This is a genomic window from Bosea beijingensis (assembly GCF_030758975.1).
Lineage (GTDB): Bacteria > Pseudomonadota > Alphaproteobacteria > Rhizobiales > Beijerinckiaceae > Allobosea > Allobosea beijingensis.
This window is the reverse complement of the sequence record NZ_CP132359.1, coordinates 208,524-232,293: the sequence shown is the minus strand read 5'-3', so window position 1 is coordinate 232,293 and position 23,770 is coordinate 208,524. Positions and strand designations below refer to the sequence as shown.

Below are 23,770 nucleotides of genomic sequence, written 5' to 3'. Positions count from 1 at the left end.
GATCTTTTGATCTGCCGGTGAACCGTTGCGGGTGTCGTTGCCCGTCGCTTGCTTTCAGGCGGCCATGGCCGCCTGTCTTCCGATGAAATTGCGGCCGCGCTCGCCTTCGAGCGCCTTGCCGACGAGGCGGTTCCACTCGAGCGCCGAGACACCGTAGGCGGTCGGATCGGTCGAGACGCCGAGATTGCGCAGGAAGGCGCCGAGCCGCTCCGCTCCTGCCTCGAGATCGGGGCCGAAGACGCGGCGCAGCGCGGCGTCGCATTGCGGCTGGGCACCCATCGCCCAGCGCATTACGATCGGCAGCGAGAAGGAACAGGCAATGCCGTGGATCGTGCCGCTCTTCAGCGTGATGTCGTAGGAAATGTTATGCGCGAGCGCGGTCTTGGTATTGGAGAAGGCCATGCCGGCGAGCAGGCTCGCGCGCATCTGCCGGGCGCGAAGCTCGACATCGTCGAGGCGCTCCAGCAGGCGGGGCAGGGTGTCGATGATCTCCCGCGCCGCCTCGACCGCGTAATTGGCGGAGACCGGGTTGCCGTTGACGTTCCAGATGCTCTCCAGCGCATGGGACAGGGCGTCTAGCCCGGTCGCCAGCGTCAAGCCGCGCGGCGCGCCGACCGTCAGAGCGGGGTCGAGCACTGCGGTCTCCGGATAGAGCCGGGGATGCGCGAGCGAGTATTTGCTGCCGTTGGCTGAGTCCCAGACCGTCGCCCAGGAGGTGACCTCGCTGCCGGTGCCGGCGGTCGTCGGCACGGCGATGATCGGGATGATCGTGTTTTCGTCGAGCGGCTTCTTCTCGACGAGGTGGCGGCGCACGGTCTCGAAATCGCCGTTGCTGGCGGCCAGCACCTTCGCGGCGTCGATCATCGAGCCGCCGCCGAGCGCGACGATGACCTCGGCCGGCTCGGCTGCGCCGAACTGGCGGCATGACAGGGCGAGATCGGCGCAATCCGGATTGGTCTCGATATTGGTGATCGAGACGACCGGCACGCCGGCAATTGCGGTCAAGCGGGCGGACAATTCACGGAAGATCGGCTGGTCATAGGTGACGAGCGCCCAGCGGCGCTTACCGATCAGCCCTGCGACCTCGTCGAGCAAGCCGGAGCCGAAGCGGATCCTGACGGGATTCCAATACGCCCAGTTCATGCGGTTCATCCTCGCAATGCGCCTTGCCGGCTTCGTTGCGAGGATGCTCACAGAACCCCATCACCATAACAAATTGATTTTTTGATCCTTATTGATCGGCTTTTTCTATGTAACTCCGAGGCAAGCCGCCGCTTTTGCCCGGAAGGGCGCGGGCAACCATGCTCGGCCATACCTATGATGCGGCCTTGCAGATGTTCCCGGCGCTCGTCGTGGCAGCCGGAGTCGATGCCTCCCGCGTCAAGCTGATCTTCTCGGAGGATTCGCTCGGGCTGATGGTGCGGCGCATGGTCGAGACGCGCGATTGCGACGGCGTCTTCGGCTTCGTCAACACGATCAAGGCTTCGCTCTCCGAGGAAGGCCTCTCGATCGAGGACAAGGTCGGCTTCATCGAATACCGCGACTGGCTGCCCTCGTTCTACGGCAATACCCTGCTGGCATCGCCGGCCTTGCTGGCCGATGCCGGCCTGGCCCGCGCGCTGGTCGAGGCGGTCGCCAAGGGTTTCGCCGATCTGCGCGCCGATTCGGAAGCCGGGATCGATGCGGTGATGGAGATGCGGCCCCAGCTCGATCGCGCGATCAATCTGCGGCGCCTCAAAGGCACGCTCGCGATCGAGATGAACCATACCGAGCGGCAGGGCGTGCGGGACGGCGATGTCGATCCGGCGCGCCTGCAGGAGGCCCTCGACCTGCTGGCGCGGGCTTTCCCGGAGACGCGGCCACTCAAGGCGAACGAGGTTTTCGCGCAGTTGCGGCCGGCGTGAGGCGCAAATGTTGTGGCAGGCTTCGCCACAACATCACCGCGAAATGACCAGACCGGCTTCAGCCTGAGACCGCATTTCGACTGTCCGATGGCCTTTCATCGCCAACAGACAGGAGAACACTCCATGCGGAAGGCCATGATTGCCATCGGAACCGCGCTGCTCGTTTCGGGCAGCGCGCTCGCGCAAGCGCCGGCGACCCCCACGCCGCCGGCTCAATCCACACCCTCCCAGGATCAAAAGGCCGGGACGATCAAGTCGATCAGCGTGGTCGACATGGACGCTCTTCCGGCCGCGGCCCAGGAGCAGGTGACGCAGCAGTCGAAGGCGCAGCCGGCCGGGCAACTGCAACGCATCCAGGCCACGATCGAGAACGAGCCGAAGCTGAAATCGGCGCTGGCCACGAAGGGCTTCACCTCCCGCGACGTGGTCATCGCCTCGCTCGACGACGATGGCGAACTGACCATCGTGGCGAAGCGGGCCGGTTAAGCCCGATCGTTCAGCCCTCCCGGAGGATGCGGATTAGTTCCGCCTCGACCTCCGGGGGATGGCCGAGCTTCTCGAGCTTCGCGACCGTCGTTTCGATCCGATAGTCGTAGTTGCGAAGCTCGAAGACGCCGTCCTGCCAGATCGCATAGCTCGGTCGCGGCTTGCCGCGGCGCGGCTGGCCGATGCTGCCGGGGTTGACGACGGTCTTGTTGCCGATCCGGCGGATGAAGGGCGTATGCGTGTGCCCGACCAGCAGCACGTCGGCATCGACGCTCTCCAGCTCGGCTGCCCAGCCATCCGCATCCGCAAGCAGGTAGCCGTAATGCGGGTCCGAGGGGGTCGCATGCACGAGCTGGAAGCGTGTGCTGCCGCGCTCGACCTGTACGGTCAGCGGCAATTCGCGGAGATAGAGCTTCTGCTCGTCGCTCAGCTCGGCGGAGGTATGGCGGCGCGTCGCCTCGGCCATGGCGCGAAACGCGGGCGTCCAGCGGCTGTCATCGTCGAAGCCGACAGCGTGATCGTGGTTGCCCTGGATCGCGATGCCGGCACGATCCCGGATGATCTCGACGACTTCGCGCGGCTGCGGGCCGAAATTGACCTGATCGCCCAGCACCCAGAGCTCATCAAAATTCTCGGAAGCTGCCTGGCTCTCGAAGAACACCTGAAGCGCGTCGAGATTGCCGTGGATGTCGGAGATGATCGCGATCTTCATGGGGTGGCTCGTCAAAGGCTGTCGCGGAAGGCTCACGGGGCATGAACCATCCATCATCCCTGCTTAGGCCGGGTGCTTCATGAAGGCGAGCCGGCCTGACTTCAGACCGGGATCAACGTCGCGACATGGCGGTCGATCGGCCGTTCGCTTTCGGCGAGGCCTCCGGCCACGCCGGCACGGTCGGCCGGGCTGCGGTTCTGGCTGAGCTTGCGCTTGCCTTCGAGCGTCGCGATCGGCATGCGCAGGCCGACAATGCCGCGCAATTGCGCCTGGATGAACTCCGCCGGCGCATCGGAGACCGCCCAGGGCGCGGCGCGCTCGCCTTCATGCAGGTTGGTCAGGCGCGTGACGACGTCGAGCAGGCGGGCCGCATCGTCGAAGAACTCGACCGGCCCGGAGGCGTGGACAGTGACATAGTTCCAGGTCGGCACGACCTTGCCTGTCTCCTGCTTCACGGCATACCAGCTCGGCGTCACATAGGCGTCTGGCCCGGCGAAGATGGCGAGGCCGTTGCCGATGGCAGGAGCGCGCCATTGCGGGTTCGCCCTGGCGAGATGCCCGTAGAGCACGCCATGTTCGCCCTCGCTGTCGTCGATGAAGAGCGGCAGCGGCGTCGCCAGCGGGCCTTCCACGGTAGCGGTGATGAAGGTGGCGAGCCGCGCGGCGCGGATCGTCGCCAGCAGGCTGTCCCTGTTTTCATCGCGGAAGGCCGGTGGGGTATACATGGGGAAACTCCTTGTGCCGCCGTCGTCATGCCTACAATCTGGACTGTCAGGAATATCCAGTTCTGAGGATTTCGTGTGGTCCAGTTGGAAGGGCAGGGTGTCGCCCGCCGGATCATCGCCGCGATCAAGCAGCGGATTCATGACGGGGAATACCGCCCCGGCGACCGCCTGCCGTCGAGCCGGGCGCTGGCTATCGAATGGGGCGTGTCGCGGACCACGGTCACGGCCGCCTACGGGCAATTGATCGCGGAGGGCTATCTGCTCAATCGTACCGGCGCGCGGGCCGTCGTGGCGGGTGGCCTCGCGGCAGTGCCGATGCCGACGGTCGCCGCGCCCGCAAGCGCGCGGATTCTGTCCGATTTTGCCGAGCGTCTGCTTGCCTTGCCCAAGCCGGCCCGATTCCTGACCTATCGCGTCGCCGATCTTCGCTATGGCGATCTGAACGGGGCGGATTTCCCGATGCTGGCCTGGCGGCGCGCGCTCAACCGGGCGAGTCTGCGCCGGGCCGAGCGACTGCGCTACAGCGATCCGCAGGGCTCGGCTCCGCTGCGGGCGGCCTTGCAGAGCTATCTGTGGCGCGCCCGCGGGATCAGTTGCACGCCGGAGCAGATCGTCGTCGTCAACGGCTCTCAGCAGGGGCTCGACCTCTGTGCGCGATTGTTGCTCAACCCGGGCGACCGCTTCGTCATGGAAGATCCCGGCTATGTGCTGGCGCGGCACGCCTTCGCTGCCTCGGGTGGCGTGGCGGTGCCCGTTAGCGTCGATCGCGAGGGCATCCGGACCGAGGAACTGCCGGAAGCCCGATTGGCTTATGTCACGCCGTCGCATCAATACCCGCTTGGCAGCGTGCTCTCGGCGGCGCGGCGGCGGACCCTGCTGGACTGGGCCGCCGAAACCGGGGCCATGATCGTCGAGGACGACTATGACGGAGAATACCGGCACAATATCGCGCCGATCCCGCCTCTCCAGGCATCCGCACCCGATACGGTGATCTATCTCGGCACCGTCTCGAAGACGCTCTCGCCGACGCTGCGGCTCGGCTATCTCGTCGTGCCGCCCGATCTCTGCGGCGCCTTCACGGAGGCCAAGCGCCTGACCGACCGGCACACGCCGCTGCTGGAGCAGGAGGCCTTGGCGGAGTTTCTCGCTGGTGGCGGCTATGAGCGCCATATCCGCAGCATCCGCAGGCGGAATGCGGAGCGCCGGGCGGCGCTGTTGCAGGCTCTGGCGACGGAGTGCGGCTCGCGCCTGACGGTAACCGGGGCGGATACGGGCCTGCATGTCGTCGCCTGGCTGAACGGCGTCCCGGCAGAGCGCGAAGCGGCCATCGTCGAGGCGGCTCGCGAGACAGGGATCGGCCTCTATCCGATAGGGCCACTCTATGCGCCCGGGGCCGCGCGGCCGACCGAGGCGGGGTTCGTCATCGGCTATGCGGCGCATGATGTCGACGTGATCCGGCGTGGCGTCGCCGGACTGGCCAAGGTGTTTGCGGCGGCGGCCTGAAGTCAGCCGCGCAGGCCGCCCAGCATTAGGTCGAAATAATCCTGCGCGAAGGATGCGGCGCGACGGCCCTTGCCCGGCTTGAACCAGCGCACCATCCAGTTGAGCATCGAGAGCACGGCGCGGCTGGTGACGTCGACATCGACCGGCCGGAAGGCTCTCTTGGCAATGCCGTTGGCGATGATCTGCCGCAGGGCCTGCTCGTGCTCGTCACGCAGCTTCTGCGCCTCGGCGAGCATCACCACGTTCTCCATGCCGCCATAGCCGACGAGCATGGCGAGGAAGCCGTCATAGTGATCCTCGAAGAAATCGGCATGGGCGGTCATGAAGCGAGCGAGCGCCTCTTCCGGGGCTGCGACCTGAGCCATGGCCTGAGAGACATGATGGCGCAGCCCTTCGAGGGTCCGCACGATGATCGCCGCGTAGATCTCCTGCTTGTTGGGAAAGTAGTGGTAGATCGCCGCCTTGGTGACGCCGACGGAGGTCGCGAGATCGCCGAGCGAGGTCCCGTCATAGCCGTTGCGGGCAAAGAGGCGGGCGGCGTTATCGAGGATGCGGTCGCGGGCGTTTGCGATCGTTGGCGGGCGGCCCTGGCGCTTCGGTTTCGGTGCGGGGTTGCCCGGTGCCGCCATGGCTTGCGTCAACCGATCGCGCCGGAGGAACGCAAACGGGCGATCTGCTCTGGCCCAAGACCAAGATGCTCGGCCAGGACCGCGTCCGTGTGTTCTCCGACTGAAGGCGGCGGCGTCGGCTCCTTCATCGGGCTCGCCGACATGCGCAAGGGGCTGCGCACCGAGCGGAACGTGCCGATCGTCGGCGCCGGCACGGAAACGACGCTCTGGCGCAGCTCCGCGATGTCGCTGGTCAAGGCCTGCCCGACGCTGCGGACATCGCCGGCCGGGACGCCGGCTGCGTGCAGAGCAGCGAGCGTTCCCGCAAGCTTCAGGCCGGAGAAATGCTGTTCGAGCAGCGGCAGGAGCGTGTCGCGATGCTCGGTGCGCTTGCGGTTGGTCGCATAGCGTGGGTCTTCCGCAAGCGCGGGCAGGCCGATCACCCGGCAGAAGCGCCGGAACTGCTCGTCGGTGCCGATGGCGATGGCGATGCGGCCATCGCTGCAGGCGAAGATCTGGTAGGGCGCGATGCTGGGATGGGCGTTGCCGTAGCGGCCATGCTCCTTGCCGGTGTTGAGATAACCCGAGGCGACATTCGCCAGGAGGAACAGCGCGCTGTCGTTGAGCCCGATATCGAGCCACTGTCCCTCGCCGGTGCGCTCGCGCATGTAGAGTGCAGCGAGCACCGCCTGCACCGCGTTCATGCCGGTGACGAGATCGATGAAGGCGACGCCCAGGCGCATCGGTTCGCCGTCGCGCTCGCCGGTGATCGCCATGAAGCCGGATTCGGCCTGGATGATGAAGTCGTAGCCGGGCCGCTCCTCCTGTGCGTGGCCGCGACCATAGCCGGAGATCGAGCAGACGATCAGGCGCGGATTGATCGCCTTGAGGTCGTTATAGGTCAGCTTGAACTTGCGCAGCGAGGCCGGCCGGAAGTTCTCGACGAGGATGTCGGCCTTGCGGGCGAGTTCGACGATTATCTCGCGGCCCTCGGCCGTGCCCATATCGACGGCTAGGCTCTTCTTGTTGCGGTTGGCGCCGAGATAATAGGTCGAGATGCCCTCGACCGAGGGCGGCATCCAGCCACGCGTGTCGTCGCCCGCGCCGGGCTGCTCGATCTTCCAGATTTCCGCGCCGAGATCGCCCAGTGTCATCGTCCCCCAGGGGCCGGCGAGCACGCGGGTGAGATCGAGAACCTTGATGCCGTCCAGTGCCGCGCCCATCGCCGCTCGCCTCGCGCTCTCGATATTTACTTACCGGCTGGAAGGTATTTAACTGCCCCGCCTTGTCAAGGAAGCCCGAGGTGCCGGGCGAGGGCAAGCGAGGGAGAGGACGATGGCCTTGGACAGCGAGACGATGCAGGGGCTGCTGGAGAGCGTGGCGCGCTTTGTGCGCGAGCGCCTGCGGCCTCTGGAGCATCAGGTCGCGCAGGAGGATCGCATTCCGCCTGAGATCCGCCGGGAGATCGCGGGTATGGGCCTGTTCGGCCTGTCGATCCCGGAGGAGTATGGCGGCCTCGGCCTGACGATGGAGGAGGAGGTCCGGGTCGCCTTCGAGCTCGGCAAGACCTCGCCGGCTTTCCGCTCGCTGATCGGGACCAATAACGGCATCGGCTCGCAGGGGCTGATTATGGACGGCACGGAGGAACAGAAGCAACGCTATCTGCCGCGACTGGCTTCGGGCGAATTGATCAGCTCCTTCGCGCTGACCGAGCCGGAGGCGGGCTCGGATGCCGCCTCACTCAAGACCTCGGCGCGAAAGGTCGAGGGCGGCTATGTCCTCAACGGCACCAAGCGCTTCATCACCAATGCCCCGCATGCGGGCCTGTTCACGGTGTTCGCGCGGACCGATCCGTCGCAGCCGGGCGCCAAGGGCGTTTCGGCCTTTCTCGTCGAAGCGGGCACGCCCGGGCTCTCGCTCGGGCCGGTCGACAAGAAGATGGGCCAGAGTGGCTCGCATACATCGGATGTGATCTTCGAGGATTGCCGCGTGCCGACTGACGCCCTGCTCGGCGGGCGCGAGGGGCAGGGTTTTCGCACGGCGATGAAGGTGCTCGATCGCGGGCGCCTGCACATCTCGGCGGTTTGCGTCGCGATGGCCGAGCGCGTGATCGATGACAGCCTGCGCTATGCCGTCGAGCGCAAGCAGTTCGGCCAGCCGATCGCGGAGTTCCAGCTCGTGCAGGCGATGCTGGCCGACAGCCGGACGGAGGCCTATGCGGCGCGCTGCATGGTGCTGGAGACGGCGCGCGCCAAGGATCGGGCTGAGGACGTCGCGACGGACGCCGCCTGCTGCAAGCTCTTCGCCAGCGAGATGGTCGGGCGCGTGGTCGACCGGGCCGTGCAGATCCATGGCGGGGCCGGCTACATCGCCGACCACGGCATCGAGCGCTTTTATCGCGATGCCCGCCTGTTCCGCATCTACGAGGGCACCTCGCAGATCCAGCAGATCGTCATCGCCCGCAACATGGTGAAAGCGCTGGATTGAACCCGCTCAGCGCTTTTCGTCGAGCGCGTCGCGGACGCCGTCGCCGAGCAGGTTCACTGCCAGGATCAGCAGGCAGAGCCCGGCGCCCGGCAAGGCGATCAGCCAGGGGTCGAACAGGATGTGCTCGCGCCCTTCCGCGATCATCAGGCCCCAGGAGGGCGTCGGCGGCTGGGCGCCGAGGCCGAGGAAGGAGAGCGCGGCTTCGAGCAGGATGACGTTGGCGATCTCCAGCGTCGCGACCACGATCAGCGTGTTGCGCAGGTTCGGCAGGATGCCGTGCAGCATGATGTAGAGATGCGAGGCGCCGAAGGATTGGGTCGCCTGCACGAACTCGCGGCTGCGCAGGCTTTGCGCCGCAGCGCGCACGACCACCGCGAAACGATCCCAGAGCAGCAGGCTGAGCACGATGGCGAGCGTCTTCAGCGAGGCGCCGCCGAGCGCCACCGCGGCGAGCGCGACCAGCACGATCGGCAGCGAGAGTCGCGTCGTTACGATGAAGCTGATCGCCATGTCGGTGCGGCCGCCGAAATAGCCGGCGGCGAGGCCGAGCATCGTGCCGATGAACCCGGCGCAGAGCGTGACGCCGAGGCCGATCAGCAGCGAGACGCGGGCGCCATAGAGCAGGCGGGCGAGGTAGTCGCGGCCGAGATGGTCGGTGCCGAGGAGGTGGGCCGGGTCCGAGCCCGGATACCAGAAGGGCGGCACCATGCGCTTGCCGAGATCCTGTGCGATCGGGTCATGGCTCGACAGCCAGGGCGCGAAGATCGCGACGAAGACGATGATGGCGAGCAGGCCGCCGCCGATGCGGATGGCGCTGCTGGCGCTCAGGCCCTTGAAGAGCTTGCGCCGGCGGATGGTAGGGCTGTCGGCGATCGACATCAGGCGCTCCTCAGGCGGGGGTCGAGCCAGGCATTGATCAGATCGGCCGCAGTGGTCAGCGTGACGTAGATCAGCGAGAGGATCAGGATGATCGCCTGCACCACCGGCAGGTCGCTGCGCAGCAGCGATTCCCAGGCGAGGCGCCCGAGCCCGTTGATGGCGAAGACGCTTTCAATGACGATCGAGCCGGAGAGCATCAGGCCGAACTGCACGGCGGCGAGCGAGACCAGCGGCAGCACGGCGTTGCGCAGGGCATGGACCAGCAGGACGCGCGGCTGCGAGGCGCCCTTGGCGCGGGCGGTGCGGATATAGTCGGCGGTGAGCACGTCGATCATCCCGGCGCGGGTCAGGCGCATCAGGGCGGGCATCGCGTAGTAGCTGAGCACCACCACGGGCAGAATATAGCCCTGCCAGCTTTCGGTGCCGGAGATCGGCACGAGCCCGTACCACATGCCGAAGATGACGATCAGGATCAGGCCGAGCCAGAAGCTCGGGATCGCCTGGCCGAGCACCGCGAGCATCAGGGCGATGCGGTCGATCGTGCCGCCGGGCTTGAGCGAGGCGAGGATGCCGAGCGGGACGGCGACGACGAGCGCGAGCAGGAAGGCGGCCGAGCCGAGGACCAGCGTGACCGAGAGCCGCTCGGCGATGATCGGCGCCACCGGCAGGTTGAAATAGAGGCTCGTGCCGAAGTTGCCGGCGAAGGCATTGCCGATCCAGCTCAGGAACTGCAGCGGGATCGGCCGGTCGAGGCCATAGACCTGCCGGATCAGCTCGACATCCTGCGCCCGGCCGGCCTGGCCGGCGAGGACGACGGCGGGATCGCCGGAGACGAACATCAATCCGAAGGCGACGGCCGAGACGGCGAGCGCCACGAGGGCGGCGACGATCAGGCGGCGCGCGAGAAAGGGCAGCATGACGGCTCCGGGGATAGCGGGTCGGCCTGCCTGGCAGGGGATGTGCCGCTACCGGTCGAAAACCGGCAGCGACGCGGCGATGTGGAAGAAGCTGTTACTTCCAGCTCGACAGCCACCAGCGGGCGAACTCGTCCGGATGCGGCTTGAAGGTGAGCTGCTGCGACAGGCCGTAATTGATGTTGAAGTCGTACATCGGCAGCCAATAGGCCTGATCGGCGATCTTCTTCAGCGCCTTGGCGTAGTTCGCCTCGCGCAGCGCGCGGTCCTGCGAGGTGTCGGCCGCGTTGACCAGCTCCATGACTTCCTTGTCCTGGACCAGGTCGTCGGCGCCGCCGCCGAAGAAGTTGGAGATGATGAAGGCGACGTCACCGGTGCCGTAGCTGCCCCAGTTGGTGAAGAAGGCCGGCAGTTCGCCCGCGCGCCACTTCTGCACGCCGGCGGCATATTGCTGCTCGTTCAGCGTGGTGCGGATGCCGACCTTGCCGAGATCATTGGCGATCGCTTCGGCGACCGGGCGCGGCATGGCTGCGAAGACCATCTCGATATCGACGCCGTTGGCGAAGCCGGCTTCGGTCAGCAGGGCCTTGGCCTTGGCCGGGTCATAGGCGTATTTCGTCACGTCCTGGGCGCAGCCGAACTGCTTGGGGTTGCAGGCGGTGTTGAGGACCTGCGAGGCGCCGCCGGCGAAGGCCTTGACGATGGCCTCGCGGTTGACGGCGTGGTTGATCGCCTGCCGGACCTTCAGGTTCTTGGTCGGGTAGTCCTTGCCCTTTCCGGTCACGGTCATGCCGACATAGGAGATGCGCATGATCGGGCCGTTGACGATCTGCACGCGGCTGGCGAGGCGCGCGGCCTGGTCCGGCGGGATGCGCCAGGTCCAGTCGAGCTTACCGGCCATCAGTTCGGCGAACTGCGTGTTCAGCTCGGGAATTGTGCGCACCACGATCTTGCCGATGGCGGGCTTGCCCTTCGGGCTGCCGGCATAGTGGCCGTCGAAGCGCTCGAAGGCATAACGGATGCCGGGCGTCATCTCGGTGAGCTTGAAGGGGCCGGTGCCGACGGGCTTGGCCGCCATGCCGGCCGAGCCGACCTCCTTGAAATAGGCGGCCGGATAGATCGGCAGTGCATCGGCCAGCATCTCGACCGCGCCGGCGAAGGGCTTGGCCATCTTGATGCGGACCTGGAAGTCCGAGACCTTCTCGACCTTGTCGATCCAGTCCACGGCGATACGGAAGCGGGTGCCATAGGCCGGGTCGAGCACGGTGGTCAGGGTATAGACCACGTCGTCGGCGGTGAACTTGGCGCCGTTATGGAAGGTCACGCCCTCGCGCAGATCGAATTCCATGGTCATGGGATCGACGAAGCGCCAGGCCTTGGCGAGCGCCGGCTTGATCTCGCCGGTGTCGAGATCCTTGTAGAGCAGGCCGTCATAGATGTGCCGGGCGAGGATCAGCCCTTCGCGACCGGCGATCTTGTAGGTATCGAGCGCTTCCGGCTCCAGCGCGAAGGCGGCGTTGAGCGTATCGTCGGCCTTGCCGGCCATCGCCGGAGCCGGCGCGAAGGCGAAGGAGGCGGCCAAGAGCGCGCCGGCCAGCGCGGTCGTTCCCAAAATCTTCATCGGTCTATTCCCCTGTGTTTTCTGGATGATCCATCCGGCCGGAGCGCGCCTCTATGGGCGATTCTGCGGCCGGAGCCTACGAAGGTTGCGACTTTTCCCAGAGCTTCCGCGCGCCGTTGATCTCGTCGATGCGCTCGCCCTTGAGGACGCGCGCGATGACATCCGGCTCGGCCGCCTGCATGGCGGCGCAGGTCCGGGCCAGGGTCTCGGCTTCGGCGGGATCGATGACGCAGACACCGTTCTCGTCAGCGAGGATGAGGTCACCGGATCGCACCGTCGCGCCACCGCACTGGACCGTTTCGCCGATCGTGCCGCCCTTGCCGAGGAGCTTGGTCGTCAGGGGCGAGCGGCCGCGGCACCAGACCGGCAGGCCGGAGGCCCGGATCGCCGCGACATCTGTGACGAAACCGTCGATGACGACGCCGACAATGCCCGCGGCCTGCGCGGCGGCGGTCATCACCGCGCCCCAGCAGGCATGGCGCTCGTCGCCCTGGCGGTCGATGACGAGGATGTCGCCGGGCTTGGCCTGCGTCAGGGCGCAGGAGAGAACCGCGCCGTCATCCGCCGGGACGCTGACGGTGAGGGCCGGGCCGCAGACGCGCGGGCCCTCGATGACGCACTGGATCGCCGGAGCCATGAAGCCCTCGGTCAGGATATGGCCGAGCGTCGCGGTCTCGATCTCGCGGAAGAGCGCGGCGCGCTGTGCGATCGAGGCTTCGGCCGATGATCCGGTCGCTGTCATGGTCGCCCTTGCGCTGGAGGATGTCGCGTTCTGCCGAACCTAAGGAAGCGGTGAAACCGGGTCCAATAGACAGTTCCTATGCTAAGCATAGGCTTGCCACGGCAGCGGGTTTGCATAAGGGGCAGGGACCATCAAGGAAAGAGAGATACGCGCTTGAACGGAACGAAGCCGAAGCTGCACCATCTCAACTGGAACCTGCTGCACACCTTCCTCGTCATCGTCGAGGAACGCAGCATCACGCGGGCGGCCGACCGTCTGCTCGTGCGCCAGCCGACGGTGAGCGCGGCCCTGCAGCGACTGGAGGAGACGTTGGGCGGCCAGTTGATCCAGCGCGACAGCCGCCGCTTCGTCCTGACCAAGCGCGGCGAACTGCTCTACAAGGAATGTGTCGACATCTACCGCAGCGTGGCGCGCATCGGCGACCGGCTGTCGGAGGATCATGACGATCTGACCGGGCTGGTGCGGCTCCTCGTCGTCACCCATGTCGTGCTGCCCCCGCTCGACCGGACGCTGACGCTGCTCAACCGCAAGCATCCCGGCGTCAGCGTGCGGATCGACGTCGCCAACAGCCAGGACATCGTCCGGGCGGTCTCGCAGAAGCTCAGCCCCTTCGGCTTCTGCCTGCTCGCCAAACCCTTGGCCGGGCTCGATTGCCGGCCGCTTCTGCGCGAGGAATTCGGCATCCTGTGCGGGCGCGGGCATCCGCTCTTCGGGCTCGCGGACGTGCCGCTCACGGAACTGCGCGACGAGCCTTTCGTCGCGCTCGCCTGCGGGCAGGACGGTGCGTTGGAGCCGATGGTCTCGGTCAGGGAAGGGGCGGGACTCGGCAGCCGGGTCGTCGGCTCCAGCCCCAATCTCGAGGAGGTCACGCGGATGATCTCCGCCGGACTCGGCATCGGCATCCTGCCGCTGGCCTCGGTGGCCGAGGCATTGGAGAGTCGCTCGCTGTGGAATTTGGCGCGGCCCGAGGATCTGCTCGGTGCCGATCTTTATTTTGTCTCGAACCCCGCCATGCAGCTCAATGCCGCGGAAGAGGCCTTCCTGCGGCTGTTCGAGCAGCAGCGTATCGTGACGGAGGAAGAGCCGGCGGCCGAGGCCGCCGAGGCTCTGCTCAGCGATCCGCCCGTGCCATGACGGTGTGAAGCAGCACGTTGAGGCCGGGTTCGAGGTCTTCCTTCGTGCAGAGCTCGGCATTGTTATGGGTGATGCCGCCCTTGCAGGGCGCGAAGATCATCGTCGTCGGAGCATGGCGGGCGACGAAATAGGCGTCGTGCCCTGCCTGGCTGAGGATGTCCTGCGTGCGGTAGCCCAGCGCCAGCGAGGTCTTGCGGACGCTGTCGATCAGCTCCTGCGCGAAGATCCTGCCGCCCCATTTCCAGACATCGAGGATCTCGGCAGTGCAGCCGGCGCGGGCGGCGGATTCGCCGACGGCGCGGCGCACGCGCTCGGCCATGACCTCGGAGGTTTCCGGGTCGGGATGGCGGACGTCGCAGACGGCCTGCGCCCAGTCCGAGAGGATGCCCGGCTTGTTCGGCCAGGCGGCGAGGCGCGCGGCCGTCGCCTTGCCGCCGCCAGCGGCATAGGCCCAGCCGATCTCGTCGGTCTCGACCAGCAGGCGGGCGCCGGCGAGCAGGGCGTTGCGGCGACGCTCCATCGGCCAGGGGCCGGTATGGGCGGTCTCGCCCTTGAACTCGACGAGCATGCCCGTGCTCGGAAAGCCACCGGTGACGACGCCGATCTGCATGCCGTCGCGGTCGAGATAGTAGCCCTGCTCGATATGGAACTCGACATAGGCGTCGAAGGCGTGGGGCGCGGCTTCCATCTCGCCGCGATAGCCGATCCGCTCCAGCTCCTGCCCGATCGTGCGGCCATCCTCGTCGGTGCGCCCCTGCGCCCAGTCGAGCGTATAGGCGCCCACGAAGCAGCCGGAGCCGACCATCGGCGGCGAGAAGCGCGCGCCTTCCTCGTTGGTCCAGTTGACGATCTCGATCGGCCTGCGCGTGCGATGGCCGAGCGCGTCGAGCGTGCGGCAGACTTCGAGCCCGCCGAGCACACCGGCGATGCCGTCGAAGCGGCCGCCGTTGATCTGCGTGTCGAGATGGCTGCCCATCACCACCGGCGGCAGGCTGTCATCGGTGCCGGCGCGGCGGGCGAAGATGTTGCCGATGCCGTCGACGCGGACGGTGAGCCCGGCTTCGCGGCACCAGCCGACGAAGGTGTCGCGCACCTGCTTGTCGGCATCGGACAGAGCAAGGCGGGAGAGACCGCCCGGCCGCCCCGGGCCGATCTCGGCCGAGCGCTCGATCGTGGTCCAGAACCGCTCGATGTCGATACGGGCCGTGTCGAGGCTGGGCATGACGGTCTCCTCTCCGCCGGATCGGGCGGGGGCTGCTGCGGGACGATGGTTCGCACCACCATCGCGAGCGAACCATCCGTCTCAGGATTTCAGGCCGGGGGCGGCGCAGGCAAATAGATATTGCCTATGCTAGCCATCGGCGCGCCTGCGTCAGCGGAGTTGGCCGGCCGCTTCGGCCGCGCGCTGTCGGGGCAGGACGATCGCCCAGGAGCCGATCAGTACGATGATCTCCGAGAGCGCGCCGCCGAGCAGCGCCCAGGACGGCGAAACCGTCAGCAGCAGGACGAAGACGACGAGCAGGCCCGCCGCGGCGGCGATGGCCGAGAGGATGGCGATCGAGCGAAAGTCCTGCGCGATCTCCAGCCAGATGCGCGGCATGACATAGAGCATCGGCAGGCTGCTCATCACCCAGGCCAGGATCGAGATCTTGAGGAAGCGCGTGCCTTCGAGGCTGTTCGGCTCGATGAAGGGCAGGGCGACCATCACGACGATGCCGTAGAGGATGCCGAGGCAGGCCAGCGGCAGGGGCCAGCGCCGCAGCCGCTCTCCGACCTTGGCGAAGTCGCGATGCGCCATGAGCTTGGAGAGCTCGGGGTGCATCATGTTGGCGAAGGCGGTGGAGACGATGCGGAGCGGAACGAAATTGACCAGCGCGGCCGCGATCGGAGCATAGGCCGCCGGGCCGGCCATGGCCGCGACCATCAGCGCCATGCCCTGGCCCTGGAGATTGGTGATCGTCACGCTCAACACCGACCATCTCAGCTCGCGCCAGAGCCGCCGGTAGCGCCGCCGGACATGCCGGCCGAGGCTGGCCCGGATGGCCCGCCGCCCGAGGACCAGCAAGACCGCGATGCCGAGCGCGTTGGCCGCGGTCATCACCGAGAAGGTGCGCAGGAGAATGTGCGTCTCATCCCAGATCACCCAGATCGTTCCGGCCGCCCCGCTGAGCGTGAAGGCGAGGTCGCTGGCGCTGACCAGCATTTGCCGGCCGCGGGCGAAGAAGACCGTGCGCAGATGCGTCCGCAGCGCCCAGAGGCCGACGAAAGCCCCGCCGAACAGGGCGCCCTCGTCGAGCCAGACGCTGAGGGCGCCGGTGACGGCGAGGCCGAGCAGCAGCGATAGCAGCATCGCGGCCGAGCCGAAGGTGACTTCATAGGCTCCGGCCGCGCCAAGGCGGCGGCTCTGAGCGATGGCGATGCTGGCCGGCAGGGCCGTGAACGCGCGGATATAGGTCAGGCCGAGGCCGCCGACGACCATCACCAGCGCGAAGACGCCGTAGTCCCGCGCCGAGACCGCATGCAGCAGCGCGATGTTGAGGCCGAGATGGAAGGCGCTCTGCATCGCCTCGCCGCCGACCATGACGACGAGCCGCAGGATGATCTGGCGGATGGCTTGGGCGTTCATCGCGGTCGGCCCACGCTCCGGCCCAGCATGTCGTCGGCGACGGCGGCGATGGCCTCCGCCACGGCCTGCTCGCTGAAGAGCGCGACGAAGCGCTCGCGCCCGGCCTGTGCCATCGGCGCGAGCACGCCGGGATTGCCGACGATCTCGGCGAGCGCCTGTGCCAAAGCAGCGGCATCGCCCGGCGGCAGCAGGCGGCCCGTGACGCGGTCGGCGACGACCTCGCGCAATCCGCCGATGGCGGAGGCGAGCGGTGGCCGGCCGAAGGCCATCGCCTCGATCGCGACACGGCCGAGCGATTCCGGCCGGCGCGACGGCACGGTCACGACATCCGCCCAGCGATAGAGCGGAGTGGGATCGTCGAGGAAGGGCTCGACGCTGACATGGGATCCAAGGCCGGCGCCGGTCACGGCTTCGCGCAAGGCCATTTCGAGGCCGGGGTCCTCGAAGGCGCTGCCGACGATGCGGGTCTCTATCCGGTCGCGGATATCGGAGGGCAGGGCGGCGAGCGCCGCGAGCAGGACCTCCTGCCCCTTGATGCGGTTGATCCGGCCGAGCATCAGCACGCGCAGGCGGCGCTGGCCGTCATAGTCGGTCGGCGCCCAGTCGGCGGGGCCGGCGACGCCGTTATAGATGACGCCTGAGGGGTGGCCCGGCGGGGCCTCGAAGGCGTCGCGCGTCGCCCGCGAATTGAAGATCAGCCGGGCACGGCCCCAGAGGACGAGCCGGCGCAGCAGCCGGCGCGTCGCGCCTTCGGGAATCTCATGGATGTGCTGGATCGCCTTGCCCGGAAAGAACCGGGCCGCGAGGACGTGATCGACGATAACCGAGGTGTTGATGTACACTAGATCGCATCGCCTGAGACGCCGTGCGGCCCGGAGCACGGCGAGGGGCAGGACCACTGGCGCGGTCGCGACCAGCCGGGGAAGGTCCTTGCGCCTCAGAACCCAGAGCGGCTCGATCACGATCCTGTCGGCATTGGTTTCGAGCAGTCCGCGAATTGGTCCATCGCGTGGCAGGACGACCTCGATCTCGGCCGAAGGATAGGCTTGGCGCAGCGCCGCGACGCTCTCGGCGAAGCTGCGATCCGAGCCGTAGAGCTCGTAACCCTGGTGAATGCAGGCGATGCGCAGCGTCACGATCCATTTCCGTTCAAGGCCGTCTTGGTCCCGGCCGAACGAGTCCGGAATGCGGGAAAGCAGGTCCTAACCATTCCGGATGAAAGGGGGATAAATCATGGAAACTCAAGGCATAATGAAGCTGCGACGCTTCGCTCGCGATGATGTGCGAGCCGGTTTGGACAGTTTGAAAATGGCTACCCCTCCCACCCTGCTGATCCTCGGAACGCGAGGGATTCCGGCAGCGCATGGCGGTTTCGAGACCTTTGCGGAGAAGTTGGCGCTTTTTCTCGTCGAGCGCGGCTGGCGCGTCGGTGTTTACTGCCAGGATGAGGTTGCGACCGTCACGCAGCGCTTTCGCAGCGAGATGTGGCGGGGCATCGAGCTGATCCGCACGCAGGTCGCCTCGGAGGGACCGCGGGCGACGCTGGAATTCGATTGGCACTGCGCGCGGGATGCGGCACGGCGCCAGGCGGTGAGTCTCGTGCTGGGCTATAACGGGGCCGTCTTCCTGCCCTGGCTGCGCCTGGCCCGCCGGAAGATCCTGACCAACATGGACGGGATCGAATGGCGCCGGCCGAAATGGCCCTTTCCGGTCCGTGCCTGGTTCTGGCTCAACGAATGGATAGCGGCCTGGTCGTCGCATCGGCTCGTGGCCGATCATCCGATCATCGCCGATCACCTGGCGACCCGTCGCTCCCGCTCCGCCACGGCGATGATCCCCTATGGCGGCGTGCCGATCCTGTCGGCGCCGACGGCGCCGCTTGCCAAGCTCGGCCTCGAAAGCGGGCGCTATCTCGTCTCGATCGCCCGGATCGAGCCCGACAACTCGATCCTGACGCTGGTCGAGGCCTTCTCGCGCAAGCCGCGGGGCATGAAGCTCGTGGTCCTCGGCACGCTCTCGGACGAGATCGAATACCATCGCCGGGTCATGGCCGCGGCCGGGCCGGAAGTGCTGACGCCCGGCGCGATCTACGATGCGAGCATCGTACAGGCCCTGCGCTTCCATGCGCGCGTCTATCTGCATGGTCACACGGTCGGCGGCACCAATCCGTCCCTGGTCGAGGCGCTCTGGGCCGGCAATCCGGTCGTCGCGCATGACAATGCCTATAACCGCTGGACGGCCGGCGATGCTGCGCTGTTCTTCAGCGACGAAGCGAGCTGCTCGGAGGCGATCGACCGGCTGATCGCGGACGATGCCCTGGCCGTACGCCTGAAGACGGCGGCGCTGGCGCGTGCGCAGGAGGCTTTCCAGTGGCAAGCCGTGCTCGAACAATACGAGCGCGAGGCGCTGGCCCTGATGGACCGGGTGGCCTTGCCGGAGATGACCTCCGGCAAGCTGGCCGATAAGGGCTCCGGATGAGCGCAAGCCGCCGCGCGATTCTGGCGGGAGCTGCCGGAGCGGCGCTCCTTGGCTCGGGACAGGCGCGCGCTGCCGTGCCGATCTCCCTGCGGCGCGGGATCAACCTGTGGCCGTGGTTCTCGCTGACACGCGAATTCCCGGCGCCGCGCACCGATTACGACTGGCCGCCGTTTCAGCTCGATCGGCAGGTTCCGACGCTGCGCGATCTCGGGCAGTTGCGGCGGGCGGGCTTCGACTTCGTGCGTATTCCCGTCGATCCCGGCCCGATCGTCGCCGCGGCGCCGCGTGAGCGGGCGATCCTGCTCGATCAGGTCATGGCGGCGGTCGCGCTGGCGCTCGGCCAGGATTTCACCGTCGTACTCAATCTCCACGCCAATGCGGCCACACATCACTGGACGCCGGTCTATCTCTTCGGCAGCGAGGCCGCGCCCGGCTTTCCAGCCTATCTCGCGCTGATAGCGGAACTGGCACGGCGGCTCGTGCGGCTGGGGCGGGACCGCGTCGCGCTCGAACCCGTCAACGAGCCGTTCCAGGCTTGCGGCGCCGCCACATGGGAGCGGGTCCAGACGCGCATGCTGGGCGCCGCGCGCGCCGTCGCCCCGGACCTCTCCCTGGTCGCGACGGGAGCCTGCGGCAGCATGATAGCCGGGCTGGAACCGCTGAAGGCCAGGTCGCTCGCGGCTTTCGAGCCGCTGCTCTTCACCTTCCATTTCTACGAGCCCTATCTGTTCTCGCATCAGGGCGCGAAATGGATGAGCGAGCCGTTCTACCCGGCGCTCAACGCCGTGCCATGGCCGGCTTCTCGCGGAACGCTGGAGACGACGCTCGCCGCGGTCCGGGACCGCATGGTCGCGCTCGGCCAGCCGGCATCGGGACGGGGAGCCGCTGCCTATCGCGAGACCGAGCGGGTGCTGAAGGAGTATTTCGATGCTCAGCCGGACCGTCCGTTCATCGAAGGCTATCTGCGCCAGGTCCGTGCCTGGGCGCAGCGCGAGGGCGTCGCGCCCGGCCGCATCCTGATGGGCGAATTCGGTGCGGTGCGGACAGGCGCGGGCATCGCCGCCTCCGCGCCGGTCGACCGGGCGCGCTATGTCCGCGATGTCCGGGCGAGCGCCGAGGCGCAAGGCTTTCCCTGGGCGTTCTGGAACCTGTTCGACAGCCTGGGGCTGCTGGTCGACGATGTCAGCCGGCAGCTCGATCCGGCCATGATCGAGGCACTCGGGCTGCGGATGCCGGGCTGAGCGGCTCGGTTCGGGCAGGGCGCTCGGGCCGATACAGACAGAATACGACGATCGCGAACTTGGCGGGCAGGTTCGTCTTGGTCGCGATGCTCTCCGAGCCGTTCAGCAGGATGATCCAGACGACCATCGGCAGCCAGACGCCGCCGGCCCGCCCGACCCTTGCGAACTCGTACATGAACAGGCCGAAGGCCACGGTCACCAGTGCGGTGACGATCGCGCCCTGGTAGAGCACCATGCGGATGAAGGGGTTTTCGATGCCCCATTCCAGGCCGTTGACGCGCCTGAGCGTGTCGACGAGGTCGTTGTCCGGGCCGAAGACGAGATCGCCCAGCGAGAACATGCCGAGCAGGTCGAGCATCTCCTTGCGCGCATTGGCGCTGCCGCCGTCCGAGACGAAGCGCGTGGCGAGGTCGTCGAAGAAGCCGAGCACCGCCAGCCCGCCGATCGCAACCGGCAGGAATGCCGCCAGCACGCAGGCGATCGCCGCGCCGACCAGCGGGACCCGTCCGCCGCGCAGCGAGGAAAACAGCATGGCGATGCCGTAGCACAGGCCCAACGCCAGCGAGACCAGCAGTGCCGTGCGGCCGCCGAAGACGACGAGGGCCGCACTCTGCAATGCGATCAGCGTGCCGCGGACAGCCGGCGACAGGGGCCGGGCGCCGCTGATCAGCGCCATCAGATAGCAGGCGGTGATCATGGCATTGGCCAGCGGGTGGCCGTGCAGCGCAGCCGAGCGCGTGTCGGTCTCGAAGGCGATGCCGTCGAAGCGGTAGGGAAAGAGGCGAATCTGGGTGACGAATTCGGCGAGCGCGAGCAGGGCGTTCAGCGTCATCACGACATGCAGAAGCGCGGTCAGCGTTGCCATGGTCTCGTCATCGGCATCGGCAAGCAGGAAGACCAGCAGGCAGGAGGCGATATAGGTGTCGACCATGCCGCCGATGCCGGCGCCGCCGCGCAGGATGGTCACGATGATGACGGCGATGGTGACGAGCAGCATCAGCAATGTCGCCGGGCGGACGCTTGCGAGATGGATGCTGCGGCTGACCGGATCGCCGCTGGCGATCACGCTCCAGCAGAAGGCCAGCACGATCAGGTAGGTCGAGGGATGGATCTTGCTCGCGGCCGAGCCGGTGAGGCCGTCGTAATTGTAGCCGACGAGCCAGAGCATGCCGCCGGAGACGCAGAACAGCACGAGCACAGCGGCGATGAGCATGATGCGGCTCAGGCCGTCGAGCCGGGCCCAGCCGGGCGCTACCTGGAGCCCTGCTGAGGCGCCGGAGCTGGCGGCGCGCATCAGCCGCGCCCGCTGCCGTCGACGAGGATCGTCGCCGTGATCGTGCGGCCCATGATGCGCGCGGCTTCCATGGCCTGGACGATGTCCTGCTGGCGTGTCCCGTAGAGCCGCGCGACCAGCACGATCTCCTCGGCCATGCCGACGAGCGGGGCGATCCTGACATTGCGGCCGAGCGAGCCGCCATCCATCACCACGAGGTCGAAATGCCGGCTGGCATCGGCGAGCATCCGCATGGCGAAGGTGCGGCCGACGCCCTTCTGCGGCGGGGCCTTGCGGCGCCCGCCCGACATCATCGCGACATCCTTGCTGGCACCGAAATGGATCGCCGATTCCAGGCTGCTTTCACCGCGCAGCAGGTCCATCAGGCCGGGGCCGGCTTCCTCCAGTTCCTTCTCCAGATCGGCGTCGATCAGCAGAACGCGCTCGCCCTGCTGGACCGCCGCTTCCGCGAGCAGGTCGGTGACGCGCTCGCGATCGCCGGCATCGCTCTCGACCGAGGTCAGGAGCAGGCTGCGGGCGGCTGTGGCCGCGGTTTCCGGCGCGTTGAACAGGCGCAGCAGCGCGAAACCGGCCTCGCTCCGGGTTTCGGCTGGTACCGGCGGCGGCTTGCGCAAACGCCAGCGCCGCTTCGCGGCCGGCTTGCCGGGGCGCAGCACGGCGATGACCGGCGCGCCCACCAGCGCCTCGGCCTGGGAACGGGAGATGAGATGGGGCGCGGCATATTCTCGGATCAGCGCAAGGCCGGCGCCAAGCCCGAGGCCCAGCATTCCGGCGGCGGCGATGAGTGGCAGGGTCGGAGGCCAGCTCGCCTGCTGCGGCGGCTGCGCCCGGCTGATGATGCGGGCATTGGTCGTGTCGAGATTGGCCTGCTCGCGGGTTTCCTGGGCGCGAAGCAGGAAGTTGGCATAGACCGTGCGGGCGGCTTCCAGGTCGCGCTGGAGCTCGCGCAAGCGCACCGAGGCCTGGTCGGCGCCTTGCGTCTGCCGGGTCAGGGCTTCCAGCTTGCCGGCGAGGAGCTTCTCGTTGCCCTGGGCGCGCTCGTAATCGGTGCGGACGGATTGTTCGACGCGGGCGATTTCGGTCGCGATCATCCGGCGGATGGTGACGAGCTGGCTCTGGGCGGCGCCGATCGAGGGATGGCGCGGCCCGAGCTGGCTCTGCAGGTCGGCCTCGCGCTGGACCAGCGTCGCCTCCTGCTCCCGCAGCTTGGCGACGACCGGCGACTGGATCGCCTCGGTCGAGCTGCCGGCAAGGCTGCCACTGCCGCGGCGCTGCTGGGCGATCTGCTCGACCTGCGACTTGAGCGCGGCCGTGCGCGCCTGGGCGGCGGACAACTGGTTGCTGATCTCGCCGAGCTGCTGGTCGCTGATCAGGCGGCCGGAGGAGGCGACGAGGTTGTTCTGGGCGCGGTAGCGCTCGACGGCGTTCTCGGCCTTCTCGACGCGCTTGCGCTGCTCGTCGAGCCGGGCGGTCAGGCCATCGGAGGCCTCGGTCGCCGCCTTGCTGCGGGCGTCGGCCTGGTCGGCGAGGTAGGCTTCGGCTACGGCATTGGCGAGCTTCGCGGATTTCTCCGCATCTTTCGTCGTGACCACGACGTCGACGACGAAGACCTTGTCGGCACGCCGTACCGAGAACTTGCGGCGCAGATTGGCGAGGGTGCGCGCTTCCGCCGGCGTCAGGCTGCCATCGGCATTGGGCGGATCGGCCGCGACGCGGCCGAGCAGGCGCGAGAGCAGGCCCCGGCCGTTGAACTCGCTGTCCTCGGCGAGCTTCGTCGCGCGGATGGCGCGCATCAGCACGCTGGTGGACTGAATGACGCTGGCCTGGCTCTCGACCTGCGCCAGCCCGCCATCCGGGGAAACAGAGCTGGGATTGACGTCGTTGCTGACGACGTTGCGGTCGCGCGGATCGATCAGGAGCTGGGCCGAGGCGGTATAGAGCGGCGAGGTCACGACGCCATAGGCCAGTGCCAGGCCAGCCAGCAGGCCGGCGATCGCCAGGATCATGAAACGGCGGTGCCAGAGGATGCGCCAGAGCTCGGAGATCTCGACAGCACCATCCGGACGCCGGCGATAGCTCTCCCGAAGAGCGGGCTGCGCCGCTTGCTCCTGCCGATGATCGCTCGCAGCCAGGCTGGCCATTCCTCTACTCTACCAACGCAACAACGCCGGCGCTGCGGTTTTTTCAGGCCGCGGCACCTCGGCGACCATGGCATCGACTCCTTAACAAGCCCCGCTCGGCCAGAAGTCCGCTGCCACTACAGGGCTAATGAAATCGAAATCCCGATATGGCAGGTTGCGGCCCGCTCGCGGATCGCCCGATGCGCGCAGCGAGTTTGGGTGGGGCATGCGACTGACGTTGAACATCGATGCGTCGCCGCTGCGGCGATGGCATCTCCTCCTCATCGAGCGCCTGC

The 23,770-nt window shown here is 67.5% G+C and carries 21 protein-coding genes; 7 read left to right on the top strand and 14 right to left on the bottom strand.

Annotation, left to right across the window (positions count from 1 at the left end):
• Positions 1-54: 54 nt before the first annotated feature.
• Entirely contained in the window at positions 55-1,143 is a 1,089-nt protein-coding gene (psrA, locus tag Q9235_RS01115; RefSeq protein WP_306224932.1) for an iron-containing alcohol dehydrogenase PsrA, read from the bottom strand.
• Between the two features lie 158 nt (positions 1,144-1,301).
• Between psrA and Q9235_RS01110 the strand changes: the two genes are divergently transcribed.
• Both Q9235_RS01110 and Q9235_RS01105 read left to right on the top strand, forming a co-directional pair.
• The gene (locus Q9235_RS01110; protein ID WP_306224931.1) at positions 1,302-1,904 is read left to right on the top strand and encodes a periplasmic binding family protein; all 603 of its coding nucleotides are present in this window, start codon (positions 1,302-1,304) and stop codon (positions 1,902-1,904) included.
• A gap of 87 nt (positions 1,905-1,991) precedes the next feature.
• Positions 1,992-2,390: a hypothetical protein gene (locus Q9235_RS01105; RefSeq protein ID WP_306224930.1), complete on the top strand. Its 399-nt coding sequence runs from the start codon at positions 1,992-1,994 to the stop codon at positions 2,388-2,390.
• Positions 2,391-2,400: 10 nt separating this feature from the next.
• Here Q9235_RS01105 and Q9235_RS01100 read toward each other — a convergent pair whose 3' ends face one another.
• Both Q9235_RS01100 and Q9235_RS01095 read right to left on the bottom strand, forming a co-directional pair.
• A complete protein-coding gene (locus tag Q9235_RS01100; RefSeq protein ID WP_306224929.1) occupies positions 2,401-3,102 on the bottom strand; it encodes a metallophosphoesterase family protein in 702 nt (233 codons plus the stop codon).
• Positions 3,103-3,203: 101 nt separating this feature from the next.
• On the bottom strand, positions 3,204-3,827 hold the full coding sequence (locus Q9235_RS01095) for an FMN-binding negative transcriptional regulator (protein ID WP_306224928.1): 624 nt from the start codon (positions 3,825-3,827) through the stop codon (positions 3,204-3,206).
• A gap of 75 nt (positions 3,828-3,902) precedes the next feature.
• On the opposite strand from Q9235_RS01095, the gene pdxR reads away from it, so the two are divergent.
• On the top strand, positions 3,903-5,330 hold the full coding sequence (gene pdxR / locus Q9235_RS01090; protein ID WP_306224927.1) for a MocR-like pyridoxine biosynthesis transcription factor PdxR: 1,428 nt from the start codon (positions 3,903-3,905) through the stop codon (positions 5,328-5,330).
• Positions 5,331-5,332: 2 nt separating this feature from the next.
• Here pdxR and Q9235_RS01085 read toward each other — a convergent pair whose 3' ends face one another.
• Both Q9235_RS01085 and Q9235_RS01080 read right to left on the bottom strand, forming a co-directional pair.
• Positions 5,333-5,959 (bottom strand): TetR/AcrR family transcriptional regulator, encoded by a 627-nt coding sequence (locus Q9235_RS01085; protein WP_306224926.1) that lies wholly within the window; start codon positions 5,957-5,959, stop codon positions 5,333-5,335.
• 8 nt (positions 5,960-5,967) lie between these two features.
• Positions 5,968-7,161 (bottom strand): CaiB/BaiF CoA transferase family protein, encoded by a 1,194-nt coding sequence (locus tag Q9235_RS01080; RefSeq protein ID WP_306224925.1) that lies wholly within the window; start codon positions 7,159-7,161, stop codon positions 5,968-5,970.
• Between the two features lie 112 nt (positions 7,162-7,273).
• On the opposite strand from Q9235_RS01080, the gene Q9235_RS01075 reads away from it, so the two are divergent.
• On the top strand, positions 7,274-8,425 hold the full coding sequence (locus Q9235_RS01075; protein ID WP_306224923.1) for an acyl-CoA dehydrogenase family protein: 1,152 nt from the start codon (positions 7,274-7,276) through the stop codon (positions 8,423-8,425).
• 6 nt (positions 8,426-8,431) lie between these two features.
• Here the strand turns inward: Q9235_RS01075 and Q9235_RS01070 are convergent, their stop codons facing one another.
• The 4 genes from Q9235_RS01070 to Q9235_RS01055 form a co-directional block, all read right to left on the bottom strand.
• Complete coding sequence (locus Q9235_RS01070) at positions 8,432-9,304, bottom strand: ABC transporter permease (RefSeq protein WP_306224922.1); 873 nt, start codon at positions 9,302-9,304, stop codon at positions 8,432-8,434.
• Positions 9,304-10,221 carry an ABC transporter permease gene (locus Q9235_RS01065; RefSeq protein WP_306224920.1) on the bottom strand — a complete coding sequence of 306 codons (918 nt, stop codon included), beginning with the start codon at positions 10,219-10,221 and terminating at the stop codon, positions 9,304-9,306. Before Q9235_RS01065 ends, Q9235_RS01070 begins: the two co-directional genes overlap by 1 nt.
• 94 nt (positions 10,222-10,315) lie before the next feature.
• Positions 10,316-11,839, bottom strand: coding sequence for an ABC transporter substrate-binding protein (locus tag Q9235_RS01060; protein ID WP_306224919.1), 1,524 nt, complete (start codon positions 11,837-11,839; stop codon positions 10,316-10,318).
• 76 nt (positions 11,840-11,915) lie between these two features.
• Positions 11,916-12,581 (bottom strand): RraA family protein, encoded by a 666-nt coding sequence (locus Q9235_RS01055; RefSeq protein ID WP_306224918.1) that lies wholly within the window; start codon positions 12,579-12,581, stop codon positions 11,916-11,918.
• A gap of 153 nt (positions 12,582-12,734) precedes the next feature.
• Between Q9235_RS01055 and Q9235_RS01050 the strand changes: the two genes are divergently transcribed.
• Positions 12,735-13,715 carry a LysR family transcriptional regulator gene (locus Q9235_RS01050; RefSeq protein ID WP_306224917.1) on the top strand — a complete coding sequence of 327 codons (981 nt, stop codon included), beginning with the start codon at positions 12,735-12,737 and terminating at the stop codon, positions 13,713-13,715.
• Here Q9235_RS01050 and Q9235_RS01045 read toward each other — a convergent pair.
• From Q9235_RS01045 to Q9235_RS01035, 3 genes are all read right to left on the bottom strand, one after another.
• A complete protein-coding gene (locus Q9235_RS01045; RefSeq protein ID WP_306224916.1) occupies positions 13,693-14,937 on the bottom strand; it encodes a Zn-dependent hydrolase in 1,245 nt (414 codons plus the stop codon). The genes Q9235_RS01050 and Q9235_RS01045 overlap by 23 nt on opposite strands.
• A gap of 150 nt (positions 14,938-15,087) precedes the next feature.
• A complete protein-coding gene (locus tag Q9235_RS01040; RefSeq protein ID WP_306224915.1) occupies positions 15,088-16,341 on the bottom strand; it encodes a hypothetical protein in 1,254 nt (417 codons plus the stop codon).
• On the bottom strand, positions 16,338-17,477 hold the full coding sequence (locus tag Q9235_RS01035) for a glycosyltransferase family 4 protein (protein ID WP_306224914.1): 1,140 nt from the start codon (positions 17,475-17,477) through the stop codon (positions 16,338-16,340). The genes Q9235_RS01040 and Q9235_RS01035 overlap by 4 nt, the downstream gene beginning before the upstream one ends.
• A 172-nt stretch (positions 17,478-17,649) precedes the next feature.
• Here Q9235_RS01035 and Q9235_RS01030 point away from each other — a divergent pair, with 172 nt between their 5' ends.
• Complete coding sequence (locus tag Q9235_RS01030) at positions 17,650-18,819, top strand: DUF1972 domain-containing protein (RefSeq protein ID WP_306224913.1); 1,170 nt, start codon at positions 17,650-17,652, stop codon at positions 18,817-18,819.
• Positions 18,816-20,060: a glycoside hydrolase family 5 protein gene (locus tag Q9235_RS01025; protein WP_306224912.1), complete on the top strand. Its 1,245-nt coding sequence runs from the start codon at positions 18,816-18,818 to the stop codon at positions 20,058-20,060. Before Q9235_RS01030 ends, Q9235_RS01025 begins: the two co-directional genes overlap by 4 nt.
• Here Q9235_RS01025 and Q9235_RS01020 read toward each other — a convergent pair.
• Both Q9235_RS01020 and Q9235_RS01015 read right to left on the bottom strand, forming a co-directional pair.
• Positions 20,002-21,354, bottom strand: a complete 1,353-nt coding sequence (locus Q9235_RS01020) for a VpsF family polysaccharide biosynthesis protein (protein ID WP_306224911.1) — start codon at positions 21,352-21,354, stop codon at positions 20,002-20,004. The two genes, Q9235_RS01025 and Q9235_RS01020, sit on opposite strands and share 59 nt — an antisense overlap.
• Entirely contained in the window at positions 21,354-23,495 is a 2,142-nt protein-coding gene (locus Q9235_RS01015; RefSeq protein ID WP_306224910.1) for a GumC family protein, read from the bottom strand. Before Q9235_RS01015 ends, Q9235_RS01020 begins: the two co-directional genes overlap by 1 nt.
• Positions 23,496-23,770 lie beyond the last annotated feature (275 nt).

What these genes read in the sequence shown, in the direction of transcription:
- Q9235_RS01030 (WP_306224913.1), top strand. Translation starts at nt 17,650, where the DNA reads ATGGCTACCCCTCCCACCCTGCTGATCCTCGGAACGCGAGGGATTCCG.
- Q9235_RS01015 (WP_306224910.1), bottom strand. Translation starts at nt 23,495, where the DNA reads ATGGCCAGCCTGGCTGCGAGCGATCATCGGCAGGAGCAAGCGGCGCAG.
- Q9235_RS01075 (WP_306224923.1), top strand. Translation starts at nt 7,274, where the DNA reads ATGGCCTTGGACAGCGAGACGATGCAGGGGCTGCTGGAGAGCGTGGCG.
- Q9235_RS01105 (WP_306224930.1), top strand. Translation starts at nt 1,992, where the DNA reads ATGGCCTTTCATCGCCAACAGACAGGAGAACACTCCATGCGGAAGGCC.
- Q9235_RS01060 (WP_306224919.1), bottom strand. Translation starts at nt 11,839, where the DNA reads ATGAAGATTTTGGGAACGACCGCGCTGGCCGGCGCGCTCTTGGCCGCC.
- Q9235_RS01025 (WP_306224912.1), top strand. Translation starts at nt 18,816, where the DNA reads ATGAGCGCAAGCCGCCGCGCGATTCTGGCGGGAGCTGCCGGAGCGGCG.
- Q9235_RS01080 (WP_306224925.1), bottom strand. Translation starts at nt 7,161, where the DNA reads ATGGGCGCGGCACTGGACGGCATCAAGGTTCTCGATCTCACCCGCGTG.
- Q9235_RS01070 (WP_306224922.1), bottom strand. Translation starts at nt 9,304, where the DNA reads ATGTCGATCGCCGACAGCCCTACCATCCGCCGGCGCAAGCTCTTCAAG.
- Q9235_RS01095 (WP_306224928.1), bottom strand. Translation starts at nt 3,827, where the DNA reads ATGTATACCCCACCGGCCTTCCGCGATGAAAACAGGGACAGCCTGCTG.
- Q9235_RS01110 (WP_306224931.1), top strand. Translation starts at nt 1,302, where the DNA reads ATGCTCGGCCATACCTATGATGCGGCCTTGCAGATGTTCCCGGCGCTC.
- Q9235_RS01055 (WP_306224918.1), bottom strand. Translation starts at nt 12,581, where the DNA reads ATGACAGCGACCGGATCATCGGCCGAAGCCTCGATCGCACAGCGCGCC.
- psrA (WP_306224932.1), bottom strand. Translation starts at nt 1,143, where the DNA reads ATGAACTGGGCGTATTGGAATCCCGTCAGGATCCGCTTCGGCTCCGGC.
- Q9235_RS01085 (WP_306224926.1), bottom strand. Translation starts at nt 5,959, where the DNA reads ATGGCGGCACCGGGCAACCCCGCACCGAAACCGAAGCGCCAGGGCCGC.
- Q9235_RS01065 (WP_306224920.1), bottom strand. Translation starts at nt 10,221, where the DNA reads ATGCTGCCCTTTCTCGCGCGCCGCCTGATCGTCGCCGCCCTCGTGGCG.
- Q9235_RS01020 (WP_306224911.1), bottom strand. Translation starts at nt 21,354, where the DNA reads ATGCGCGCCGCCAGCTCCGGCGCCTCAGCAGGGCTCCAGGTAGCGCCC.
- Q9235_RS01040 (WP_306224915.1), bottom strand. Translation starts at nt 16,341, where the DNA reads ATGAACGCCCAAGCCATCCGCCAGATCATCCTGCGGCTCGTCGTCATG.
- Q9235_RS01045 (WP_306224916.1), bottom strand. Translation starts at nt 14,937, where the DNA reads ATGCCCAGCCTCGACACGGCCCGTATCGACATCGAGCGGTTCTGGACC.
- Q9235_RS01100 (WP_306224929.1), bottom strand. Translation starts at nt 3,102, where the DNA reads ATGAAGATCGCGATCATCTCCGACATCCACGGCAATCTCGACGCGCTT.